18 protein-coding genes and 1 tRNA gene are annotated in these 19,769 nt (G+C 68.3%); 9 read left to right on the plus strand and 10 right to left on the minus strand.

Features of this window, described 5'->3' with window-relative positions:
• Window positions 1-4 precede the first annotated feature (4 nt).
• The 7 genes from AC0QC4_RS10065 to AC0QC4_RS10095 form a co-directional block, all read right to left on the minus strand.
• The gene (locus tag AC0QC4_RS10065; protein WP_483659761.1) at window positions 5-1,219 is read right to left on the minus strand and encodes an XrtA/PEP-CTERM system-associated ATPase; all 1,215 of its coding nucleotides are present in this window, start codon (window positions 1,217-1,219) and stop codon (window positions 5-7) included.
• 50 nt (window positions 1,220-1,269) lie between these two features.
• Window positions 1,270-3,000: a hypothetical protein gene (locus AC0QC4_RS10070; protein ID WP_483659762.1), complete on the minus strand. Its 1,731-nt coding sequence runs from the start codon at window positions 2,998-3,000 to the stop codon at window positions 1,270-1,272.
• 1 nt (window position 3,001) lies between these two features.
• Window positions 3,002-4,096 carry a P-loop NTPase family protein gene (locus tag AC0QC4_RS10075; protein WP_483659763.1) on the minus strand — a complete coding sequence of 365 codons (1,095 nt, stop codon included), beginning with the start codon at window positions 4,094-4,096 and terminating at the stop codon, window positions 3,002-3,004.
• 7 nt (window positions 4,097-4,103) lie between these two features.
• A complete protein-coding gene (locus AC0QC4_RS10080) occupies window positions 4,104-5,603 on the minus strand; it encodes a Wzz/FepE/Etk N-terminal domain-containing protein (protein ID WP_483659764.1) in 1,500 nt (499 codons plus the stop codon).
• Between the two features lie 3 nt (window positions 5,604-5,606).
• Window positions 5,607-6,257 (minus strand): XrtA/PEP-CTERM system exopolysaccharide export protein, encoded by a 651-nt coding sequence (locus AC0QC4_RS10085; protein ID WP_483659765.1) that lies wholly within the window; start codon window positions 6,255-6,257, stop codon window positions 5,607-5,609.
• Window positions 6,258-6,637: 380 nt separating this feature from the next.
• Entirely contained in the window at window positions 6,638-7,885 is a 1,248-nt protein-coding gene (locus tag AC0QC4_RS10090; RefSeq protein WP_483659766.1) for a pyridoxal-dependent decarboxylase, exosortase A system-associated, read from the minus strand.
• The gene (locus AC0QC4_RS10095) at window positions 7,878-9,443 is read right to left on the minus strand and encodes an acyl-CoA ligase (AMP-forming), exosortase A system-associated (protein ID WP_483659767.1); all 1,566 of its coding nucleotides are present in this window, start codon (window positions 9,441-9,443) and stop codon (window positions 7,878-7,880) included. Before AC0QC4_RS10095 ends, AC0QC4_RS10090 begins: the two co-directional genes overlap by 8 nt.
• Window positions 9,444-9,493: 50 nt before the next feature.
• On the opposite strand from AC0QC4_RS10095, the gene AC0QC4_RS10100 reads away from it, so the two are divergent.
• The 5 genes from AC0QC4_RS10100 (at window position 9,494) to AC0QC4_RS10120 (ending at window position 13,464) form a co-directional block, all read left to right on the plus strand.
• Complete coding sequence (locus AC0QC4_RS10100) at window positions 9,494-10,540, plus strand: GNAT family N-acetyltransferase (RefSeq protein WP_483659768.1); 1,047 nt, start codon at window positions 9,494-9,496, stop codon at window positions 10,538-10,540.
• 44 nt (window positions 10,541-10,584) lie between these two features.
• Entirely contained in the window at window positions 10,585-10,854 is a 270-nt protein-coding gene (locus AC0QC4_RS10105) for an acyl carrier protein (RefSeq protein WP_483659769.1), read from the plus strand.
• 122 nt (window positions 10,855-10,976) lie between these two features.
• Window positions 10,977-11,654 carry a hypothetical protein gene (locus AC0QC4_RS10110; RefSeq protein WP_483659770.1) on the plus strand — a complete coding sequence of 226 codons (678 nt, stop codon included), beginning with the start codon at window positions 10,977-10,979 and terminating at the stop codon, window positions 11,652-11,654.
• Window positions 11,639-12,466, plus strand: a complete 828-nt coding sequence (locus AC0QC4_RS10115; protein WP_483659771.1) for a hydrolase 1, exosortase A system-associated — start codon at window positions 11,639-11,641, stop codon at window positions 12,464-12,466. The genes AC0QC4_RS10110 and AC0QC4_RS10115 overlap by 16 nt, the downstream gene beginning before the upstream one ends.
• Window positions 12,467-12,834: 368 nt before the next feature.
• A complete protein-coding gene (locus tag AC0QC4_RS10120; RefSeq protein ID WP_483659772.1) occupies window positions 12,835-13,464 on the plus strand; it encodes a hypothetical protein in 630 nt (209 codons plus the stop codon).
• An 11-nt stretch (window positions 13,465-13,475) separates the two neighbouring features.
• Here the strand turns inward: AC0QC4_RS10120 and AC0QC4_RS10125 are convergent, their stop codons facing one another.
• Window positions 13,476-14,912 carry a DEAD/DEAH box helicase gene (locus tag AC0QC4_RS10125; RefSeq protein ID WP_483659773.1) on the minus strand — a complete coding sequence of 479 codons (1,437 nt, stop codon included), beginning with the start codon at window positions 14,910-14,912 and terminating at the stop codon, window positions 13,476-13,478.
• Between the two features lie 176 nt (window positions 14,913-15,088).
• On the opposite strand from AC0QC4_RS10125, the gene AC0QC4_RS10130 reads away from it, so the two are divergent.
• Window positions 15,089-16,618, plus strand: a complete 1,530-nt coding sequence (locus tag AC0QC4_RS10130) for an FAD-binding oxidoreductase (RefSeq protein WP_483659774.1) — start codon at window positions 15,089-15,091, stop codon at window positions 16,616-16,618.
• Window positions 16,619-16,826: 208 nt separating this feature from the next.
• Window positions 16,827-17,600, plus strand: a complete 774-nt coding sequence (locus AC0QC4_RS10135; RefSeq protein ID WP_483659775.1) for a SapC family protein — start codon at window positions 16,827-16,829, stop codon at window positions 17,598-17,600.
• A gap of 224 nt (window positions 17,601-17,824) precedes the next feature.
• Here AC0QC4_RS10135 and AC0QC4_RS10140 read toward each other — a convergent pair whose 3' ends face one another.
• On the minus strand, window positions 17,825-18,670 hold the full coding sequence (locus AC0QC4_RS10140) for an N-formylglutamate amidohydrolase (protein WP_483659776.1): 846 nt from the start codon (window positions 18,668-18,670) through the stop codon (window positions 17,825-17,827).
• Window positions 18,671-18,819: 149 nt separating this feature from the next.
• Here AC0QC4_RS10140 and cpdR point away from each other — a divergent pair, with 149 nt between their 5' ends.
• Together cpdR and AC0QC4_RS10150 are read left to right on the plus strand one after the other, a co-directional pair.
• Entirely contained in the window at window positions 18,820-19,197 is a 378-nt protein-coding gene (gene cpdR, locus AC0QC4_RS10145; protein ID WP_483659777.1) for a cell cycle two-component system response regulator CpdR, read from the plus strand.
• Between the two features lie 67 nt (window positions 19,198-19,264).
• Window positions 19,265-19,339, plus strand: a tRNA-Val gene (locus AC0QC4_RS10150).
• A gap of 46 nt (window positions 19,340-19,385) precedes the next feature.
• On the opposite strand, the gene AC0QC4_RS10155 is transcribed toward AC0QC4_RS10150, so the two are convergent.
• Complete coding sequence (locus AC0QC4_RS10155; RefSeq protein WP_483659778.1) at window positions 19,386-19,664, minus strand: ETC complex I subunit; 279 nt, start codon at window positions 19,662-19,664, stop codon at window positions 19,386-19,388.
• Window positions 19,665-19,769: the final 105 nt, after the last annotated feature.

Below are 19,769 nucleotides of genomic sequence, written 5' to 3' on the forward strand. Positions count from 1 at the left end.
CGCCTCAGGCGGCGCGGCCGGTCATGCGCGGGGCCTCATCGTCTTCGACCCACTGAATCAGCAGGCCGAGGATGCGGCGGATCGCCGCGTCCTGCTCGCTGCAGCGCGCCTCGAGCGCGGCCAGCTGGGCGCGCAGCGCGTTGATCTCGGCATCGTCGGGCAGGCGCGGCGCGGGCGGCACCAGCGCCACCGGCGGTGCAGGCGGCGGGGGCGCGACCTCGGGCGGGCGGGCGAAATCGGCGACCGAAAAGCCAGGCGCAGCCTCTGCGGCATGGCCCTGCGGCATCGCCGCGGTCGCGGGCGTGGTGGGCGCAGATTCGACCACCGGTTCGGGCGCGGAAACGGCCGCAGGTGCATCGGCAGGCGCAGGTGCGGTGCCGAAGGAGGGTACCGGCGCGGTCAGATCTTCGCGCGACAGGCCCATGTCGGCGACGACGGTGCGCACATCCTCGCCATCGAGCTCGTGCAATTCCTCGACCGCACCATGTAGCAGCAGGCGGCTGGCGATGGTGTTGATGCGGCGCGGCACGCCGGCCGAGGCCTGCCACAGCGCATCATAGACGGAAGGGGCAAGCGCCGGGTCTTCCTTCCAGCCGACCAGGCTCAGACGGTGGATCAGATAGGGCTCGACCTCCTCGGGCAGCATCGCTTCAAGATGATGGGTGGCAATGACGCGCTGGCGAAGCTGCTCGAGCCGGGCCGAGGCGAGTGTCGCGCGGAATTCCGGCTGGCCGAGCAGGAAAATCTGCATCAGCGAGGTTTCGCCGAGCTGGAAGTTGGAAAGCATGCGCAGCTCTTCGAGCGCGCTGATCGCGAGATTCTGCGCCTCGTCGACGATCAGCAGCACTCGCCGCCCGGCGCGCGCCTCCTCGTGCAGGAAGGTTTCGATCGCCGCCAGCGCGTCGGACTTGGCCGGGCTGGGGATGGCGATGCCGAATGCGTCGCACACCAGCCGCAGCAGATCGGCATCGGCAATCTGGGTCGAAACCAGGCGGGCGGCGGTCATCCGCGACGGATCGATCGACTGGAGGACGTGGCCGACCAGCGTCGTCTTGCCCGAACCGACTTCCCCGGTGATGACGATGAAGCCCTCACCCTGCGCGAGGCCATAGCCCAGATAGGACATGGCGGTGCGGTGCGTCGCGCTTTCGAACCAGAAGCGCGGATCGGGCGTCAGCTGAAACGGGCGGGCGGTGAACCGGTAAAAATGTTCGTACATGGCGACTGTCTATCCCCTGTTGCGGGCCGTTGCGACTCCTATCCCGCGCCTCAGCGGAAGGAGTATCTCAGGCCCAGCAAGGCCGACACGAAGGTTTGCGCTTCGAACCCTTCGGGATCGATGGTGTTGAGCGACACGGCGGCGTTGCCAGTCAGGCGTTGTGCGAAGACATGGCTGAGCGCCGCCGATGCCCCGCCCGAGAAGGCATTGCCGCCATCCAGCCCGCTGTCGAAATAGGTGGCATACAGGCTGCTGCCGAAGCTGGTGCGATCCGAGACCGGGCGCGAGGCCGAGAGGAAGGCGTAATAGGTCTCGTCTACCACGCCATCGAGCCCGGCAAGCCCGCTGATCCCGTCGAGCACATAGCTGCGCCGGTCGTAGCCGAGCGCGAAGCCGAGGCTCCACGGCCGGACATTGCTCGACACGGAGAAGACCGCGCCACGGTTGCGGAAGGCGAGGCCGTTGGCGTTGGCGAGCGCGGGAGTCAGGCAGTTGCCGCCGCTCTGGCCGAAGGCGCAGGTGCCGAGGTTGCCGTCGATCGGATTGCGCACGGCGTCGAAATCGGTCGGCAGCGCGGCGAGCCCGGTGCTGAGCTGGCGCCCGAAGGTGGAGATGCCGTCATAGACGCTGAGCTGTAGCGCGCTGTTGCGTCCGGTCTGCATGCTCCACGATCCGGTGTAGGTCCAGCTGTCGTAGCGGCGGCCGACCCGCGCCTCGAGCGTGGTACGACGGTTGGGGCGATAGAGCACGCCCGCATCCCAGATCAGCCCCGAGGTATCGAAGGCGATCTGGCGCGACTGGGCGGGATCGGCAACCAGGCGGCCGTTGCTGTCCACCACCGGCTGGCCCGCAGGCGTCAGCAGCGGCGGGCGATAGCTGACCTCGATATCCTCGTATCCGACTCCACCGACCAGCGCGAGCGTGGGGGTGACCGGCACCGTCACGTCCAGCCGGCCGAACAGGCCCTGGTAGCGCTGGTCGAGCTGGCCGGCATCTTCCCGCTCCCATCCGCCCGACGCCCGCCAGCCGAACGGCAGGCGGCCCGGGCGCATGCCGATGCTGGCGATGGCGGCGTGGTTGGTCGATTCGTCGAAGGTGCCGAGCGTGGTCGGCGCGCCGGTCAGGTCCGGCGCGAATTCGATATCGGCCTTGCTGTAGCCGAAGCGGTAGGCCGCGCCGACATCGAGATCGCCGATGCGGCGGCCGAAGGTTGGCCCGGCATAGACGCTGTAGATGGATGCGGTGCTGCCGCGATCCCCGACCGTGAACTGGCCCGATCCGGCGCGGCCATCGACGCTGGCGCGGCTGGCGAGCGCACCGGCTTCAAGTGCGAGGCCGGGGGCAACATCGATGCGCCCGCGCACGAGGCCGGAGATCGCGTCATTGTCACCCAGCTCGTCATCCCAGGAGAAGCGTCGTTCGTAGCGGACGTCGGCGGCGAGCTGGACGCGCCGGGTCGAGACGCTGGCCTCGACCCCGGCAGCGGCGCTCGAATAGGTAAGGACATCGCCGCCGTTGGAAAGCTGCGCCGAGAGGACCTGGCCGATCTCGATATAGGGCGTGACCTCGACGCGCGGGCGCGGCGTGCCGCGGCGGCCGCTTGGGGCGCCTTCGTCCCCGGCGCTGTCTTCGGCCAGTGGCGCAGGCTCTTCGGGCCCGCTGAAGCCCGAGACCGGCGGCGGCCCCGACGTGTCGCTGACCGTCTGTGCGGCGGCCGGCAGCGCGGTCAGCAAGGCCGCAGCGACGCCGGAGCCGATGAGGAGAGTGGTGCGGCGGGTCATATCAGGTGCCTTCGCCATAATAGCTGCCGAACCGCCGCCCTTCGGGCGTGAAACGGACGCGGTTGAGCAGCAGGGAGATGCCACTGTGCTGGCCGATCAGGCCGATGGCATCGCGCAGCGCGGCTTCACGGGTGACGTCGGCGCGGACGACGACGAGCACCTGGCCGCAATGATGGGCGATGACGCCCGGCGACGACGCCGCCAGCAGCGGCATCGAATCGAACAGGATAATGCGCTCGGGCGCGTCGGCCTCCAGCGCGTCGAGCAGCTCGGCCATCCGCGCCGAGCCCAGCAATTCGGTGTCGCGCGGCGTGGCGGGGCCGGAGGGCAGGATGGAGAGGCGCGGCAGATCGGTCGGGATGACGCAATCGGCAAGCGCGATGGCGGGATCGAGCAGCGCATCGCTGAGCCCCGGCCCCGGTTTCAGCCCCAATTTGCGCGGCACATCGCCGCGCGCGAAATCGCCGTCGATCAGGATCACCGACAGATCCTGTTCGGAGGCGAGACTGAGCGCGAGATTGAGCACCGAGAAGCTCTTGCCTTCATCGGGCTGGGCCGACGTGACAAGGATGCGCCGCCCGAACGGCAGGCTGGGCGCGGAGCGCAGCAACTGACGTTTGACGATGCGGAATTCCTCCGCGACCGCGCCGGCGTTGGTTTCCGGATCGATCAGCGCATGCTCGGCCAGCAGCGCCCGATCGATGGTCTGACGCGGCGCGCGCGGCACGAACCGGCGATGCTCGACCGGCATCCGCGCGCGCGGCGCAGGAGCCGGGGCTGGCGCCGAACCGGCCGTGGGTGCCGGCGAGGACGCGGGCGCAGGCGCCGGTGCGGGCGCAGCGGCGGCGGCTTCCGGTGTCTCGGCGGCAGGCGGCGGCGCCTCGTCGACGACGCGGGCCGGCTTGCGCCCCGGCCGGGCCGCACGCGAGCGCGCGGCAGCATCGACCACCGGTCCGTCGCCGATCTGCCCCGGCTCGATCCGGCGCAACTGGCCGGAGAAATCGAACGTGGCATCGGCGCGTTCGAGCAGCGAGCGCTTCGGCTTTCCGGGCTTCATCTCGGTCATCTTGCCGCCGTTTCCATTGTCTTGTGCCATGCCACGCTCAGCTCACCGTGCTGCGCTGGACGATTTCCACCACCAGCAGCACCACGCACAGGACGGCGAGGCCGCTGCCGGCGAGCGCAAACCGCTTCAACCGCGTCGCCCGCGCGTTGCGCAGTTCCTCGGTCAAAATCTCGGTGACGGACCCCAGCACCGGCAGGCCGGACGCGCGCGACAGGCGGGAGGCGGTGGCGTAGGTCGTCTGCATCTGGCTGAGCGCGAACGCGGTGGCCATGCCAGCGCCGAGCGATGCGACCAGCACCGCGACGATCAGCAACGGCTTGTTGGGAGCAGCCGGCGCGGTCGGGCGGCTCGGCGCGTCGAGGATTGCCACGCGCACGGCATCGGCATTGCTTTCCGCCGCGCCGCGCAGGCGCAGTTGCTCGCGGCGGGCGACGAGGCTGTCGTTCTGTGCCTTGAGCGTGTTGTATTCGCGGGTCAGCCGGTCATATTCGGTGGCCACCGCCGGTTCCTGGATACGGCTGGCGTTGATCTGGGCGATTTCGCCCGAGAGCTGGCCACGCCGCGCGCTCAGCGCAGCGCGCTGGGCGACCAGGCCGGCATAGGCCGGGTTCTGGCTCGATCCGCCGCCCCCGCCGCCGCTCGGCTCACGCGCGGCCTGGGCACGCAAGGCGGAAATCTGGGAGGTGAGCGCAATCACGTCAGGGTGCGCGCTGGTCAGGCCGCGCGCGCGCATGCCCGCCAGTTCGGCCTCGGCCGAGGCGAGCTGCTGGCGTGCGACGCCGATACCGGTCGATGGCAGGCCGGGGGTCGCGATGGTCGGCGGCGTGGCCGCAAGCTGGCTGTTGACCGCAATCAGCTGCGATTCGATCTGGTTGAGCTCTGCCCGCGCCGCATCGATGCGCGCGCTGGGGCTGCCGATGCCGGGCAGCATGCCAAGGTTGCGCGATTCGAAGCCCGCACGCGCCGATTCAGCAGCAGCAAGCTTGGTCTGGTTTTCGACGATCTGCCGGTCGAGGAAGGCCACGCTCTGCTGCGCATCGGCGGCGCCGTCGCGCACCTGGGCATCGCGCAACTGCGCGATCATCGCCTCGACGACACGGGTGGCGAGCGCGGCATTTTCCGCCTCGGAGCGGCCGCCGCCACCCATCGTCACGATGATCTCGATGGTGTTGTTGGGCGTCGAGGTTACCTTGGTACTGGTCTGCAGCCCGGTGGCGGCGCGCACGCGGGTGGCATCGTCGGCGGCACGATCGACCAGTCCGGCGGCGACCACGACCTGGCTGAGGTTGCGGATCGAGGCGACCGAATCCTTGAGCTGTTCGAAGCGGCGCTGCTGGTCGAGCGGGTTGCTGGTCGAATCAGGGATGATGTCGTTGACGGTGACCTGGATGCGCGCCTTCGATTCATAGCTGTTGGGAATCAGCGCGACCACAAGCCAGCCGAGCAGGGCGACACCCCAGGCGACAGCCATGGCCAGCCAGCGGCGCTGCCACACGCCGTGGAGGATGATCTTGAGTTCGTCGATCAGCGCGGTCATCGGTCAGAAAGCGCTTTCGGGGATGATGATGACATCGCCCGGCTGCAGCCGGACATTGGCGCTGGTGTCGCCGCGGCGGATGAGATCGTTGATGCGCAGCGCATATTCCTGCTGCTGGCCGGTGCCGCGGTTGAAGCGGATCAGCCGGGCGCGGTTTCCGCTGGCATATTCGCCAAGGCCGCCGACCGCGATCATCGCATCGAGCAGGGTCATGTTGGCTCGGAACGGCAGCGAGGCCGGCCGCTCGGTCGCGCCGATGACGCGGACCTGCTGGCTGAACGTGCCGGAGAATTCGTTGACGATGACGCTGACAATCGGATCGTTGATGTAGCGCGACAATTGCAGGCGGATGTCCTGTGCCAGCATCGTCGGCGTCTTGCCGACGGCGGGCATGTCGGAGATCAGCGGGGTCGAGATGCGGCCGTCGGGGCGCACCTGCACCTTTCCGCCCAGTTCCGGATTGCGCCAGACGAAGATGGTCAGCTCGTCCAGCGGGCCGATGACATATTCCTCGCCCGGCCCTTCCTGGCCGCTGACGAAGGAGGCCGGCGGCAGCTGCCGCCCGCCGCTCGGGCCGGTCGCGCAACCGGTAATCACCATGGCGGTCAGGCTGACACCCGCCACCAGAACATTGCGCAATGCGGACTTCGACATGCTTGGCATTCCTTTCAACGGGCTGCGCTACCGCGAGCGGGCGCAGTCCCGCCTCTCCCGATTGCCAGCGAAGGGTGAATATAGCGTTAGGATTGAACGCTGACTGACTCGTTAGGGATGCGGGAAAGGGGGGAGGACGCCAAGAATTGGTCCTTGTCGATGCCACCGCCAGCCTCGACGTCTGCAGCTTTGCACGCAGAGGAAAGCAGGGACGCGGAGATGTCGCGCCATGCGGTTCCGCCGCTTTATCTAGAGCACCCCCGCGTCAACCGCGCCGCCACAGGGAAGAACCTGCGGCGCAACCCATCACGATCCCTCTGCGCCTCCCCTTTTCTTCCCCTGCGCCTCCGCGAGAAACTCTTGCACATCGACGCCGAGGGTCAGCCCACCACCAGCTCCAGCGCTGGCGGGTGGCCCAGGAAGGCGGCGGGGCTGGCACTGGCGCCATAGGCGCCGGCGAGGAAAATGGCGACAAGATCGCCCACATCGGCGCGTGGCAGCAGCACCTGATCGCCCAGCCGGTCGAGCGGGGTGCACAGGCAGCCGACGACATGGACGATCTCGGCAGGCTCGCTGTCGAAGGCGTTGGCGATGGCGATGGGGTAGTTGCGGCGGATGACGGTGCCGAAATTGCCCGAGGCGGCAAGCTGGTGATGGAGGCCACCGTCGATGACGAGGAAGGTCTCGCCATGGCTGGTCTTGCGGTCGACGATGCGCGACAGATAGACGCCGCAATCGGCGGCGAGATAGCGGCCCAGTTCCATCACGAAGCGCGTGCCGGCGAGGATTTCGTCCCTGCCCTCAAGCACTTGTGCGAGCTCCGCGCCAACATGGGCGATGTCCACCGGCACGTCGCCGGGGAAGTAAGGCACGCCTAAGCCGCCGCCGATGTTGACCTTGGCCGGCGCGGCGCCAACCGCCTGCGCAAGCTGCGCGGCGAGCGCGACGGTCTGCGCCTGGGTGTCGGCGATCGCGGCGGCGTCGAGCGCCTGGCTGCCGGCGAAGATGTGGAAGCCGCGCCAGTCGGCACCGGCATCGATGATTTCCCGCACCAGCGCGGGCACCCGTTCGGCATCGACGCCGAACGCCTTGGCCCCGCCGCCCATGCGCATACCCGACCCCTTGAGATCGAAGTCCGGATTGACGCGCACCGCCAACCGTGGGGTGACGCCCAGCCGCTCCCCGATGGCGAAGGCGCGGCGCGCCTCGCCCTCGCTCTCGAGGTTGAGGGTGACACCGGCGCGGATCGCAGCCTCAAGTTCGCGGTCCCGCTTGCCGGGGCCGGCGAAGCTGATGTGATCGGGGTCGAGCCCGGCATCGAGCGCCTTGGCGAGTTCGCCTGCCGAGGCGATGTCGAACCCGTCGACCTCTGCCTTCATTGCGGCGAGAAAGGCGGGGTGGCTGTTGGCCTTGATCGCATAATGGATGCCGAGCGCCGGCGGCATGGCGGCGCGCAGCGCGGCGATGCGCTGGCGGACGATGCCGACATCGTAGACGAACAGCGGCGTATCCCCTGCCCTTGCCACCAGCGCATCGGCGCGCTCTCCGCCGATCAGCAGCATGTGATCGGCATCGGCAGCGAAATAGGGCGGTATTGGGCCGTGCGGCTTGGCCTTGCGCTCAGCCATTGGCGATCTCTTGCAGAGCTTCGGCGGAGATGGTCACCCGGTCGAGCTTGCCATTGGGATTGCGCGGCAGGTCAGCGCGGACCAGCAGGTGGCGCGGCTGCATGAAATTGGGCAGATCGACGCGCAGGCGGGCCCGCAGATCGGCTTCGATCGTGGCGGCATCCGCGCTGGCCGCGGGGCGGACGACGATGGCGATAGCATGGCCGAGATCGGCATCGGGCACGCCGAGCGCGACCGCTTCCGCGACGAGGCCGGTGGCGACCACCGCTTCCTCGAGCTCGGTCGGGCTGATGCGGTTGCCGCTCGACTTGATCATCTCGTCATCGCGGCCGACGAAGGTGATGAAGCCTTCGGCATCGACCTTGGCCTTGTCTCCCGACCAGACCGCGGTGCCGCCGTAGCGCGAATGCGGCGGGGCGGGCTTGAAGCGGATCGCGGTGCGGTCCGGGTCCTGCCAATAGCCCTGCGCGACCAGCGGGCCGCAATGTACCAGCTCGCCGGGCTCATCGGGCGCGGTCGGGCTGCCATCGGGGTGGACGATCAGGATTTCGGCGTGCGGAATGGCCTTACCGATCGATTCGGGGCGGCTGTCGACCAGCGCGGGGTCGAGAAAGGTCGAGCGGAAGGCTTCGGTCAGGCCGTACATCGGGTAGATGTCGGCGCTGCCGAAGGTCGTGCGCAGCTTGCCGACGAGGCTGCGGGTCAGCGCGCCGCCGCTGTTGGTCAGCCGCCTGAGCTTGGCGGCGACCTCAGGCGGCCAGTCGATCTCGACCAGTTGCACCCACAGGGGGGGCACGCCAGCGAGCGTCGTCGCATCGAAGCGGTCGACCGCGCGGACCACTTCGCGGGCGGTCAGGTAGTCGAAGGGCGCAACGCTGGCGCCCGCATACCAGGCCGACAGCAGCTGGTTCTGGCCATAGTCGAAGCTGAGCGGCAGGACGCCGAGCAGGCGGTCGGCAGGGCTGAGCCTCAAATAGGTGGCGACGCTCTGGGCGCCCAGCCACATGTTGGCGCTGGTCAGCATCACCCCCTTGGGGCGACCGGTCGAGCCCGAGGTGTAGAGGATGGCGGCGAGCGCGCGCGGATCATGGCTGGAGGCGGGCAGTGCCGCACCCTGTGACAGAACATCGGCGACCAGCGCGGCATCGTCGAGCACCGTGCAGCCGGCCGGTACATCGCCCTCCACCAGCGAACCGGCGCGGGCGGGATTGGAAATCAGCAGCCGGGCGCCACTGTCGGCGAGGATATGCGCGACCTGTGCACGCTTGAGCAGCGGGTTGACCGGCACATGCACGAGGCCGGCGCGGACCGCCGCCAGCGGCATCAGGCAGGCCAGCATGGTCTTGCCCAGCCATGTCGCCACACGGTCTCCGGAAGCAAAGCCCTGCGCGGCAAGCAGCGCGGCGAGCCGGCCGACCCGGCGATCGAGCTCTGCATGGCTGACCGGCGCGTCCTTGAGCAGCAGCGCGGGCGTATCGCGCGCGCCCGTCAGCGCCAGATGATCGATCGGGCGCACATCCCCCCACAGATCATCACGCTTGGTTAAATCATCGGCCATAGAAGCGGGCAGGACTCGCGGATCGAACGGAAAGGTCATAGGCGTTTAGCATGACGGCAGAGGGTGAATATCATTCTAACTTTGCCGCGGCGAGGGCGCAGGGGGCGGAGGCGCTGGGCCTGCCGAACGACTCAGCTATCGCCGGAGCCGCAGGCCAGCATCATGCCTTCGATCGTATCGCCTGGTTCGAGGCGCTGCACGGCGGCTGCCTGGCCGATGCCGAACCGCTGATCGCGCACGCCCGCCACGGCGATAGCGCGGTCTGGCTGTTTCTGGTGCGACGGGGGGCACGGGTTGCGGCGCTGTCCAACTATTACAGCTTTGCCTGGCGGCCGGTGTGGCAGGGGCCAGTGCGCACGGCGGCGCTCGATGCGCTGGCGCGGGGGCTGAAAGCCCATGGCGAGATGCTCGACCTCGGCCCGCTTCCGCAGGAGGATGGCAGCGCGGCGCTGGTGGCAGGGGCGCTGAAGCGCGCCGGCTGGGTGGTCGATGTCGCCGCGACCGGCGCCAACCACTGGCTGGACACGCAAGGGCGCAGTTTCGACGCTTGGTGGGCGGCCCGTCCGGGCGCGCTGCGCTCGACCGTACAGCGCAAAGGCAAGAAGGGCCTCGTCGCGCTCGAAATCCATCATGATGTCAGCGACGCGCTATGGGACGATTATGAGGCAGTGTACCGCGCAAGCTGGAAGCCGCCGGAGAGCCACCCAGATTTCATCCGCGCCTGGGCCAAGCGGGAAGCGGCGCAAGGCACGCTGCGTCTGGGCATCGCCCGTATCGACGGCACGGCGGTGGCAGCGCAATTCTGGATGGTCGATGACGGCATCGCCTATATCAACAAGCTGGCGCACGTCGCCGGCCATGATGCGCTGTCGCCCGGCACGCTGCTGACCCACGCGCTGTTCCGCCACGCCTTCGACGTCGACCGGGTGACGCGGATCGATTTCGGCACCGGCGACGATGGCTACAAACGCGACTGGATGGAAGCGAGCGCGCCATTGATGACGGTGCGGGCGTGGAATCCGGCGGCACCGGCGGCCTGGCCATCGCTGGCCAAGCATCTGGCCAAACGGGTTGCGGCGCGGGTGCGCCCGCGCTAGCGCGGCGCTCCGATACGGCAAAAGCGCGAGGGTCCGGGGACGTTATGACTGACGATAGCGGTGTGGTTGAGGAAACGGTGCGCGCGACCCTGGTCGATATCCTCGGCCTCGACGAAGCGCGCGTTGCCACGTTCGACGAGACCACCGCGCTGTTCGGCGCGCTGCCCGAACTCGATTCGATGGCGGTCGCGACGCTGCTCACCGAGCTGGAGGATCGCCTCGGCATCACCATCGATGACGATGACGTCGATGTGGAGATGTTCGAGACCTTCGGCGCGCTGGTTCGCTTTGCCGAGAGCAAGGCGCTGGGGTGATTGATCATTTTCCTTCGTCACTCCTGCGCAGGCGGGAAGCCATCACCGGACGGCGCGCTTGGCGCGGACATCGGATGGATTCGCGCCTGCGCAGGAATGACGAGCGTTAGAGTTTCGAGGCGGTGAGCCCCGAACACTGCCTGCGCTTCCCCGGCACGCCCGGCGCGCCGACCATCCTCATCCTTCCGCCGCTGTTCGATGAAGCCAACCGCCTGCGCCGCACGCTGGTGCTGACCATGCGCGCCCTGAGCGCGCGCGGGGTGGCAAGCCTGCTGCCCGATCTGCCGGGACAGAATGACAGCCTGGTGCCGACCGAGGCGGTGACGCTGGCCGACTGGCGGACCGCGCTGGCCGCTGTGGCTGCCGCCGAGCCGGGGCCGCTACTGGTCGCGAGCTGGCGCGGTGGGGCGTTGATCGACGATGCAGCAAGCGGGGCTATCGGCTGGTGGCGGATGGCGCCGGTGGCGGGCGCGAGCCTGGTCAAGACCATGATCCGCACGCGCATCGCCGGCGAAAAGGAGGCAGGCCGCACCGTCTCCGCCGAGGATCTGCGCGCCAGCGCTACCGACGGACCTGTCGAACTGGCCGGCAATTTTCTCAACGCTGCCATGCTGATGCAACTCGATGCTGCCACGCCGGCTGAAGTGACGCCACTGCGCAGCGTGACGGTCGGCTCCGGCGAGGGCAAGCTGCCCGGCAGCGCGCTGTGGCTGCGCGCCGAGCCGGGAGAGGATGCGGCGATGGCCACAGCGATGGCAGCGGACCTCCACAACTGGGCGATGACATGCGCCGCTGGCTGAGCTTCACGGTCGAAGGCGCGACCTGCGCGGCGACGCTGGACGAGGCGGCGGGCACGCATGGCCTGCTGATCGTTTCCGGCGGCAATGAAGTGCGCAGCGGCGCGCATCGCGGCATGGCGCGGCTGGCGGCAGCAGTCGCCGCGGCAGGCCATCCGGTGCTGCGCTTCGACCGGCGCGGTGTCGGGGACAGCGAGGGCGAGAACCGGGGTTTCGAACAGTCGGGAGAGGATATTGCCGGGGCTCTGGCGCTGTTCCGCGCCACATGCCCACAGCTCACCCGCATCACCGCCTTTGGCAACTGCGACGCGGCGGCCGCCCTGCTGCTGCACCGCCGGGCCGGTGGCGCGGACGCATTGTTGCTCGCCAATCCCTGGACCATCGACCAGCCGGGCAACGCTGACGAGGGTGCCGGCGGCGCAGACGGCCTGCCCCCACCCGCCGCGATCCGCGCACGCTATGCCGCCAAGCTCAAGGATCCGCGCGAATGGCTGCGGTTGCTGCGCGGCGGGGTCGACCTCGGCAAGCTGGCGCGCGGACTGCGCTCCGCCAGCGCCACACCCGCTGCGAGCGGTCTGGCGGCGCACCTCGCAGCGGCGTTGGAGCGCGCCGATTGCCCGGTCAACGTGCTGCTCGCGAGCCGGGACGGAACGGCGCAGGCGTTCGCCGCCGCCTGGGAGTCGGCTGCTTTTGCGGCGGTGCGCGGCAAGGCGGCCGTCGAGACGATCGACAGCGCATCGCACGGCTTTGCCGATGCGCAAGCGCGCGCGTGGCTTGAGTCGAAGATAGTGGCGGCGCTCGGCGCCACCAGCTGACGGCGATGTGACCATCCTCACCGCGTGACGGCGGCAGAAGCGCTAGGTCGTAAACTCATAAAATGCGCGTTCGAGGCGGTGAAATGGCGGAGCCGAAGGCCAGCGTAGCTGAACATATCGGGTTCATGCGGCCGCCGCGGGTGGTGGTTCCACCTGCAAGGCCGCGTGGACCCGAGATCGAAGCCATTTCACCGCCCCGAAGGGGTTCGACCCATTTTGTCCAGAGCTGCGTCGGCAAGCGTTGAAATATGGACATATTCCTGCCGCTTGCCTCCTAGTCCTGAACAAAATGGCCTCGAACCTCGAACGCGCACTTTATGAGTTTACGACCTAGCCTGCCGTTCAATGCCATCAGTGGGGAACGGAGCATGCCCAGACCATCAAAGCGTGCGATCGAGTTCATCATTTCGTTCGAGGTGACCAGCCGCGCGGTCTATGAGCGTCGCTATTGCAGCGTCATCTGGCCCGAGGGGCAATCGGGCATCACCATCGGCGTCGGCTACGATCTGGGCTATGTGACCCGCGCCGAGATGGTCGCGACTTGGGGGCCGCACCTTGCCCCGACGATGATCGAGGCGCTGAAGTCAGCCGTCGGCAAGAAGGGCGCCGATGCCAAGGCGCTGCTCTCGGGGCTGAAACCGCAGGTCGATGTGCCGTGGGAGGCCGCCTATGCCGTGTTCCGGGACAAGACACTGCCGAAATTCGAGGCCGCGACGATCTCCGCCCTGCCCAACACCGACCGTCTGTCCCCCGACAGTTTCGGCGCGCTGGTCTCGCTGACCTTCAATCGCGGGCCGAGCTATGGGCGGGCACGCTCCGCCAACGACCCCACCGACCGGTATCGCGAGATGCGTGCGATCAAGATGCACATGACGGCACGCGACTTCGCGGCGATTCCGGCAGAAATCAGGGCCATGCAGCGGATCTGGCCGACAGTGGCAGGGCTGCAGCGCCGCCGCCGCGAGGAAGCCAAGCTGTTCGCCGACGGGCTCGACTGAGCGCGGGGGCTTCAGCCCTGCCCGCCGAAACCGAAGGCGAGGAAATCGGGAACCGGGCCGTTCCAGGCGCCGTCTTCTTCGGCATCCTGCTGCTGATAGCGCGGCGGACGGCCGGACCGGTCTTCGCGCGGCGCGTCGCCCCCACGTACGGGCTTCGCCTTGGACTTTGGCTTGGCCTTGGGCTTGTCTGCAGCCGCGGTCTTTTCCGGTGCGGGCTGGTCGTCGACCGGCGCGGCCGGCGTGTCCTTCGCCTTGCGGCGCTTGTCGCCCTTGGCGGGCGCAGCCTTTGCCTTGGGCTTGGCGTCGCCCTCCTCCGCCGCCGGTGCCTTGCTGCCGACGCTCTCATCCCACGGGATTTTGACGCCGATCAGCTTCTGGACATTGTCGATGGCCTCGGCGTCGCGGTCGGTGACCAGTGTGAAGCTGTGCCCCTTGGCCCCGGCGCGCCCTGTTCGGCCGATGCGGTGGACATAATCGTCCGGATGCCATGGCGTATCGTAATTGATGACGTGGCTGACGCCCTTGACGTCGAGCCCGCGCGCGGCGACGTCCGAGGCGACGAGGATGTTGATCGTCCCCGCCTTGAACCGGTCGAGCTCGGCGATGCGGCTCGACTGGTCCATGTCGCCATGGATTTCGCCGGCGCGATAGCCGTCCTGCTTCAGGCTCTTGGCGAGATCGCGCACCATCGTCTTGCGGTTGCAGAAGATGATTACCGATTTGTCGGCATCGTCGCCGAGCAGGCGGCGGACCGCCTTGCCCTTGTCGCGCTCGCTGACCTTTACCAGCGCCTGGGTGATGTTGAGGTTGGTGCTGGCCGGGCGCGCCACTTCCACCGAGCGCGGGTTGCTGAGGAACTTGTCCGCCAGCTTCTTGATCGGCGGCGGCATGGTGGCCGAGAACAGCAGGGTCTGCCGGTCCTTGGGCAGCTTGGTGCAGATTTCCTCGATGTCGGGGATGAAACCCATGTCGAGCATGCGGTCGGCTTCGTCGATCACCAGCAGCTTGCAGTCGTTGAGCATGATCTTGCCGCGCTGGAACAGGTCCATCAGCCGCCCGGGCGTGGCGATCAGCACGTCGACGCCCTTTTCGAGCGTCTTGACCTGATCTCCCATCTGCACGCCGCCGATCAGCAGCGCCATGCTGAGCTTGTGATACTTGCCGTATTTCTCGAAATTCTCGGCGACCTGCGCGGCAAGCTCGCGGGTCGGTTCGAGGATGAGGCTGCGCGGCATGCGGGCGCGGGCGCGCCCTTCGGCGAGAATGTCGATCATCGGCAGCACGAAGCTGGCCGTCTTGCCGGTGCCGGTCTGGGCGATGGCGATCAGATCGCGCATCATCTGCACCTGCGGGATGGCGGCGGCCTGGATCGGCGTCGGCTCGCTGTAGCCCGCCTCGGTTACGGCGCGCAGCAATTCATCGGAAAGGCCGAGATCGGCAAAATTCATTCAGTCGCGCTTTCAGGCAGAGTCGGGGCGCGTCATCCAACGTCCGGAGAAGGTCCGGCGTAACGCTGCGCTTGCCCTGCGCGCCTAGGCGCAACGGGCGAAAAGTCAAGCGATTTGGCCTCGCGCGCGGCCGCCTGCGCTTTGACTTGGCGCGGCGATTGCCGCAGAGCAGGGCCATGCCCGACGCCCGCCTGCTCGACGATCTCGCCGCCCTGCTCGGCCCCAAGGGCTATACGGCGGATCAGGCGGACATGGCGCCGTGGCTCAGCGACTGGCGCAGGCGAGTGCATGGGCGGGCCGCGGCGATGCTGTCCCCTGCCTCTACTGCGGAGGTGCAGGCGGTGGTGCGGTTGTGCGCGGCGGCGGGCGCGAGGCTGACGTTGCAGGGCGGCAACAGCGGCCAATGCGCGGGCGCGACGCCCGATACGGGTGGCGAGGCGCTGCTGCTGTCGCTCAGGCGGATGAACCGCATCCGCAGCCTTGATGCCGATGCCATGCTGCTCAAGGGCGATGCCGGGGTGATCCTGGTCCACGCGCATGAGGCGGCGCAGGCCGCCGGCTTGCGTTTTCCGCTGACACTGGGCGGCAAGGGATCGGCGACGCTGGGCGGGCTCGTCTCCACGAACGCAGGCGGCACGCAGGTGCTGCGCCACGGCACCATGCGCGCACTGACCGCGGGGCTGGAAGTGGTGCTCGCCGACGGCAGCCTGCTCGATCTGATGACCCCGCTCGCCAAGGACAATCAGGGGCCGGACCCCAAGCAGATCTTCATCGGCGCGGAAGGCACGCTGGGCATCGTCACCGGTGTCGCGCTGCGGCTGGTGCCGGGGGTGGCGGCACGCGCGGTCGGCTGGCTGGCGGTCGATTCGCCCAGCCAGGCGCTGGCGGTGCTGCGCGCGCTCGAAGCGCGGGTCGGCGCCGCGCTGGAAGGGTTCGAACTGATTCCGCAACAGGCGCTCAATCACGTGGTGATGCATGTGCCGGGCACCCGCGCGCCGCTTGCCGCGCCTTCGCCCTGGCATGTGCTGGTCGAGCTGGTCGCCGACGCGCCGGGCATCGACCCGGCCGCCCGGCTGGCCGAGGCGCTGGAAGCGTTGCTCGAGGCGGATCTCATCGACGATGCGACCATCGCCGCATCCGAGGCGCAGGCCGAAGCCTTCTGGAAGCTGCGGGACGCAATTTCCGAGGCAGAGCGCGCCATCGGCCCCGCCATCCAGCATGACATCAGCGTGCCTGTGGCGGCGATGCCCGACTATATCGAAACCGTGCCCGGCAAGATCGCCGCCGCCTTCCCCGGCGCCACCAGCCTCGCCTTCGGCCATCTTGGCGACGGCAATGTGCATTATCACGTCCGCCCGCCTGCGGGTGTGGACGGAGAAGGAAACGTCTGCCCGCCTGCGGGTGTGGACGCAGAAGGAAACGTCCGCCCGCCTGCGGGTGTGGACGCAGATGGGAACGTCCGCCCGCCTGCGAGTGGCAATGCGGAAGCGTGGATTGCGGCGCATGGCCCTGCCGCCAGCCGGCTGGTCTATGACGAGGCACTGGCCCGGGGCGGCTCGATCAGCGCCGAACATGGCATCGGCCGCGTCAAGCGCGACCTGCTCGGCGAGATCGGCGATCCCGCGCGGATGGCGGTGCTGCGCGCGCTCAAGGCAGCGATGGACCCGGCGGGAATGCTCAACCCGGGCGTGCTCGTGCCGGAGTGATGGCCTGGGGGGTGGGCTGCGCCCTCCCCCGGCCCCTAGCTCAAGCGGGATGGGGGATCAGGGAATAGCATCACCGCCAAGGTCAACGTGCGCGCGATTCCCGCCCCGCCTTGCACATGCGCGCCGTGCGCAATAAAGGCGGCGCTTCGTTCGGGGGCGGTGTCTGCCCTTCCCGGCTGACAACAGATTCGTGATGGAGTGACCCCGCATGGCCACCGTGCCCAATTTGCCGTTGTTCTTCAAAGACCTGGTGCCGCTGTCGACCAGCCAGCACCAGGGCTGGAAAATCCAGACCCAGTCGAAGGCGCCGTTCCTGGTCGGCCAGCATGCCCTGCCGGTGACGGTCGACGAATTCGTCTCGGTCGCCCGCCATTTCCCGATCGTCTTCTCGTCGGGCAACCAGTCGGTTCCGCTGGCGCTGATGGGCCTCAACGAAGGCGTCAACATGTTCGTCGAGGACGACGGCTCGGTCACCAAGCCGGTCTACATCCCCGCCTATGTGCGCCGCTATCCGTTCCTGCTCGCCAAGCTGCGCCCGGAAACCGATGAGCTGTCGCTGTGCTTCGATCCGTCGGCGCCCGGCATCGGCCCGGATGTCGACGGCCAGCCGCTGTTCGACGGCGACCAGCCCTCGCAGGCGACCAGGGACATCCTCAATTTCTGCCAGCAGTTCGAAGAAGCCGGCCTGCGCACCGCCGCCTTCATGGACGAGCTGAACAAGCTCGACATCCTGATGGACGGAGAGGTCGCCATCCAGGCCGACGGCCAGGAAAAGCCGTTCGTCTATCGCGGCTTCCGCATGGTCGACGAAGAGAAGCTGAAGGAACTGCGCGGCGACACGCTGCGCAAGATCAGCCAGAGCGGCATGCTGCCGCTGCTCTATGCCCACCTGTTCTCGCTGCAGCTGATGCGCGACATCTTCGGCATGCAGATGGCAGCCGGCAAGATGCCCGTTCCGGATCTGCTGCAGCCGGTCAACTGAGTCCGATCGATCGAGGATGGCGGGCGGGCCTTGCAACCCGCCTGTCATCGTCCTATCTTCCAAAAGTCACCTCCCCGCCGGATCCCCCCCTTTCCGGCTTGGTGACAGATGCCCCTCGGGGTGTCTCCTCCCTGGACCCTGGCCGCCCTGCGAGCAATCGCAGGGCGGTTTTTTAATGGGTTGATGGCTGTTCCTGCCATCAGGGGGCGCTGCGTGCACCCGCATCATTCGGCGGCGACGGCCAATCCCGAATCGCGCCGTATCCACCCGTCGGCGGCAAGCGCCATGGTCGATAGCAGCGCGGAGAGCGCCGCGACAGCAGACGGCAGCGGCTCCTGCCCGGCATCGAGATAGAGGCTGCGGTCGATTTCGATCTGCAGCGCCTCCACGCCCGACCCGCGCCGACCGTGACGGGCGATGCCATGCGCTCCGGCATAGGGTGCATTGCGGGCCACGCGCAGCCCGCTGCCCTCGGCGATGCCGAGCAGCAGCTCGACCAGCTCGGGCGAGGCCGTCTGGCCATAGCGATCGCCGATAACCAGTTGCGGCCCCGCGTCCGGCTGCTGCGGCATGCTGTGCAGATCGACCAGCAGCGCCGCGCCATGGGCATTGCGCGTTGCCTCCAGCATCGTGCCGAGCTGGCGGTGCCACGGCCGGTGCACGGCCGCCAGCCGTGCCTCGACCTCGTCCACGCCGATCCGCTCATGCCACAGCGCGCCGAAGCGGTGCAGCCTGACCGGTACCAGCCCCAGCCCGGCACGGACGCGGCTGCTCGGCGGCGTGGTCGGCAGCGCATCATGGACCAGTTGCGAGTCCCACTCGTCCTCGTCGCGGTTGAGATCGATGACCGCGCGCGCGACATGCGCCACCAGCACCGCAAAGCCCTGCGCTGCCAGCGGCAGAGCGAGCGCGTCGGCGTGGCGGTCCTCCAATGTCCGCAGCACGGCGAGCGGCGCGCGGGCACGACGCACGATCTCGGGCGGATAGAGCCGCCCGGCGTGCGGCACGGACAGCAGGACCGCACGCGGTGAGGGCTGCGGGCCGTGCAGCGCATAGGGGGTATCGCTCATCCCCGCACGAAAGCAGCAATCGGGGACGATTGCCAGCGGCGGCGCCTGACAAAGCGCCAGGGGGGTAGAATCTGTTAAGCCACACGCGCTATCACCCGCCCCGGGGATGATTGCCGCTGCACCGGCGGCCGATGGAGACTCTCGGGACCATGATTCGCATTTTGCTGGCCGAAGACGATGACGCCATGCGGACCTATCTGGCCCGGGCGCTGGAGCGCAGCGGCTATCATGTCTCGACCGCCGCGACCGGGCAGGAGGCGCTGGCGCTGGTCGAATCCGGCACGTTCGACCTGTTGCTGACCGACATCGTGATGCCCGAGATGGACGGCATCGAACTGGCGCAGATGGCACAGAAGCTCGACCCTGCGCCAAAGATCATGTTCATCACCGGCTTTGCCGCGGTCGCGCTGCACGCCAATGATGCGGTGCCGGAAGCGCGGTTGCTGTCCAAGCCCTTTCACCTCAAGGATCTGGTGGGGCAGGTCGACAGCCTGTTCGCGGGCGTGCGCGGCATCGACGCCGGATGAGTCAAAATTTCGCCGCCTGGCGTCTTGCCAAGCGCGGCCGGGCGCTCTAGAGGCGCCTCTCCCGAGTGGGCGTGTAGCTCAGTGGTAGAGCACTGTGTTGACATCGCAGGGGTCGCAAGTTCAATCCTTGCCACGCCCACCATTTTCTCCCCAACGCGATGTCAGGCGGCACAGGCCGCCCTCACCTGTCAGCGGAAATTGTCGGCGTAGGCCTGCAGCTTGAGCGTGCGCGACGGAGTCGGCACGACATGCGCGTCGATGCCCTGCTTGTCGGCATAGGCACGCGCCGCATCGATGCTGTCGAAGGTCAGCCGCACCTGCCGCTGCGTATCGCCGCTGCCGGCCCAGCCCATCAGCGGATCGGCGCGCCGCGCCTCGGCCGGCGCGAATTCCAGCACCCAGCGGCGCGAGCGGGCGCGGCCCGATTGCATGGCATTCTTGGGTTCCTGAAAGATGCGGGCCTGCATGGCTGTTCCATTTCAAAGCCGTAGCCCTGAGCCTGGCGAAGGGCGCTCCTCGGTACTGCGAAGCGCCCTTCGCCAGGCTCAGGGCTACGGGTGTTTATTCCGGCT

Source organism: Sphingomonas sp. jy18 (assembly GCF_056931895.1).